The organism is Micromonospora sp. D75 (assembly GCF_018070405.1).
GTDB lineage: Bacteria > Actinomycetota > Actinomycetes > Mycobacteriales > Micromonosporaceae > Micromonospora > Micromonospora chalcea.
In genome coordinates this window covers 1-3,313 of record NZ_JAGPXV010000648.1, presented here as the reverse complement: position 1 = coordinate 3,313, position 3,313 = coordinate 1, and the positions used below count along the sequence as shown (strand labels likewise).

Sequence of the window (3,313 nt, the reverse complement as noted above, 5' to 3'; positions counted from 1 at the left end):
CGGCCATGGCCTGTGTCCGCTCGCCGGTGGCGACGCGCTCACGGGCGTAGTACGGCGCGGACCGGCGCAGGTACCAGCGCAGCGCCAGCGCGTACGCGGGCGCTGCCACCAGCCCGGCGAGGCCGAGCCGCCAGTCGAGCGCGACCAGCCCGAACACGGTCAGCACCACGGACAGCAGCGCGCCGACGAACGCCGGACCGCTGACCGCGATCACGTTCGTCACCACCGCCACGTCGTCGCCGACCCGGGCCAGCAGGTCACCGGTGCCGGCCCGTTCCAGCGTCGCCGAGGGCAGGTGCAGCGCCCGGTCGAGCACCCGCTCGCGCAGCCGGGCCAGCACGGTCTCGCCCAGGCGGGACGCGAGCGCGGCCCCGGCGGCGGTGAGCAGCCCGGTGAGCACTGCCGCGCCGGCGATCACCGCGACCCGGCCGGCGATCCGGGAGACCGGGGCATCGGCGATGACGTCGTCGACGAGGCGGCCGAGCACCCAGGGCGCGACCAGCCCGCCGGTGGCGGCGGCGACGAGCACGGCGGTCGCGGCGGCGCTGAGGCCGGGCCGCCGCCGGAACTCCGCGCCGAGCGTCGTCCAGGTCCGCCGGGCGGTCGCGGTGGGCAGCAACGCCCGGCCGGGTTCGGCGGTACGCGGGTCAGCGGTCACCGCAGTGTCTCCTCGCGGTAGCGGGCGTCGGTGGCCAGCAGGTGCTCGTGCGTCCCTTCGGCGGTCACCCGGCCGTCGGCGATCACCACCACCCGGTCGGTGATCCGCAGCAGGGCGGGGCTGCTGGTGACCAGCAGCGTGCCCCGGGGCGCGTCGCGGCGCGCGCCGGCCAGTCCGTCGGCGAGTTGGGCCTCGGTGGCGGCGTCCACTGCGGTCGTGGGGTCGTGCAGCACGAGCACCGGCGGGTCGGCGTGCAACGCCCGCGCCAGCCCGAGCCGCTGGCGCTGGCCGCCGGAGAGGTTGGCGCCGCGCTCGACGAGCCGGTGGCCGAGGCCGCCGGGGTGCGCGTCCACCACGTCGTCCGCCGCGGCCGCCCGGACCGCGGCGCGCAGGCGTCCCTCGTCGGTGCTGCGGCCGGCGGCGAGGTTGGCGGCCACGGTTCCCTCGAACAGCGTCACGTCGTGCGGCTCGACCAGCACGGCGCCGCGCAGCGCGTCGATGTCCAGGTCGTCGGCGGGTACGCCGTCGACGCGTACCGCGCCCCGGCGCCGGTCCGCGGGCACCCGTCCGGACAGCAACGCGACCAGCGCGTCCGCGTCGGCCGGGTCGTACGCCAGCACGCCGACGATCTCCCCCGGGTCGACGCGCAGGCACACCCCGTCCAGCGCGGCGTGCCCGACGTGGTCGAGGACGAGCCGCGGCCCGTCCGTACGGTCCGGCCGGGACGCGGCGCCCGGCCGGGTCAGCGGCTCGGCGCCGAGCACGCGCGCGACCCGGGCCGCGGAGGCGCGGGCCATCGCGAACAACTGCACGCAGTAACCCAGCGTCTGCACCGGCTCGGCGACGAACTGCGCGAGCCCGACCACTGTCACCAGTTCACCGATGGTGAGCCGGCCACGCAGGGCGAGCCAGCCGGCGGCACCGGCGACAGCGGCGAGGAAGAGGCCGTTCGCGGCGGTGGTGAGCCCGAGGTGCAGGCCCTTGGTGTTGGCGGCGCGCAGCGTCACGGCGAGGGCGCGCCGGCTGGCGGCGGCGTACCGGCCGGCGGCGTGGTGCTGGGCGCCGATGCCGCGCAGCACACGCAGGCCGGAGACGAGGTCGACGGCGAGCGCCGTGGTCTCGGCGAGGGCCTCCTGCTGGGAGGCGCTGCGCCGGGACAGCAGCGGCGCCATCCGTTGCAGCGCCAGGACCAGCACCGGTACGCCGATGAGCACGCCGAGTCCGAGCGGGACGTCGATGACCAGCAGCGCGACGGCCGCGACGGTCAGCGCGCTCACCGCGGCGACGCCGAAGCCGGCCACCCGGACCACGTACGCGGAGAGTTCGGCGTCGGAGGCGGCGACCGAGAGCAGTTCGCCGTCGCGTAGGCCGGAGCGGTGCCCGCGCGGGTCGAGCGCGCGCTCGGCCAGTTCCACCCGTAGCAGGTGCGCCTCCCGCTCCACGGCCGCGAACGCCTGGCGGGCGCCGTTGCGGTAGGCGAACGCCAGCACGGTGAACAGGGCGGCGAGGCCGGCGACGGAGTACGCGAGCGCCCACGGGTCGCCGGTCACCACGGCCCGGTCGATGATGACGCCGATCGCCACCGGCACGAGCGCCTCGGTGACCTGGTGCAGCCCGAGCAGGGTCACGCCGATCAGCACCGGGCGGCGCTGGCGGCGCAGCGCCTGGCGGAGCACGTGCCGGGCGGTGACGGCGCTGCCGGGGGGAAGCGGGGACACGAGGGGATGCCTCCAGTGCTTGAAGTGAGGACAGCCTAACCTCAGCTTCGCGGGCAGCCGAACCGCCGGGGGGGGTGGCCGGGCTCACCACGCGCTCCGCCAGCGGCGCGCGATCACCGCCGGTAATGTTGATCAGGCCGAGAGTGTACGCAAATGTCCACTGCACCGAGGAGTGACAATGTTCGATCACGCAGCCGGCCGCATCGACATCGCACGCCTGCGGGAAACGCTTGACGGCCGGTGGGCCGACGTCCGCCGGGCGCACCGCGAACACCTCGACGAACGCTTCCTCCCGGTGTACGGCGAGACCGGTGACCAGGCTCGCGAGCGCATCACCCGGCTACTGTCCGAACTCCCTGTCGAACTGGGCATCGCCTCGGGCTTCCCCGTCGAGTACGGCGGCCGCGGCGACGTGGGCGCCTCGATCGTCGCCACCGAGATGCTGGCCCAGGTGGACCTGTCACTGATGGTGAAGGCCGGCGTCCAGTGGGGCCTGTTCGGCGGCGCGGTCGCCGCGCTCGGCACGAAGCGGCACCACGACGCCTACCTGCCCGACATCGTCGCGGGCCGGCTCTTCGGCTGCTTCGCGATGACCGAGACCGGCCACGGCTCGGACGTGCAGCAACTGCGCACCACCTGCGTGTACGACCCGCAGACCCAGACCTTCGACCTGCACACGCCGCACGAGGCGGCGCGCAAGGACTACATCGGCAACGCGGCCCGGGACGGGCGGATGGCTGTGGTCTTCGCCCAGCTCGTCACCGGCGGGCGCCGGCACGGCGTGCACGCCTGGCTGGTGCCGATCCGCGACGAGCACGGCCGGCCGATGCCCGGCGTGACCATCGGCGACGCCGGACCCAAGGCCGGCCTGCTCGGCGTGGACAACGGGCGGCTCAGCTTCGACCACGTGCGGGTGCCGCGGGACATGCTGCTGGAC

The 3,313-nt window shown here is 75.6% G+C and carries 3 protein-coding genes; 1 reads left to right on the top strand and 2 read right to left on the bottom strand.

The genetic code is table 11. The annotated features are described in order from the left end of the window. Together KBX39_RS27075 and KBX39_RS27070 are read right to left on the bottom strand one after the other, a co-directional pair. Window positions 1–658, bottom strand: a 658-nt coding sequence (locus KBX39_RS27075) for an ABC transporter ATP-binding protein (RefSeq protein WP_210873177.1), incomplete at its 3' end; no start/stop codon positions are given. Then, the gene (locus tag KBX39_RS27070) at window positions 655–2,376 is read right to left on the bottom strand and encodes an ABC transporter ATP-binding protein (RefSeq protein WP_069088387.1); all 1,722 of its coding nucleotides are present in this window, start codon (window positions 2,374–2,376) and stop codon (window positions 655–657) included. The genes KBX39_RS27070 and KBX39_RS27075, both read right to left, overlap by 4 nt. Window positions 2,377–2,554: 178 nt before the next feature. Here KBX39_RS27070 and KBX39_RS27065 point away from each other — a divergent pair. Then, window positions 2,555–3,313, top strand: a 759-nt coding sequence (locus KBX39_RS27065) for an acyl-CoA dehydrogenase family protein (protein ID WP_210873175.1), incomplete at its 3' end; no start/stop codon positions are given.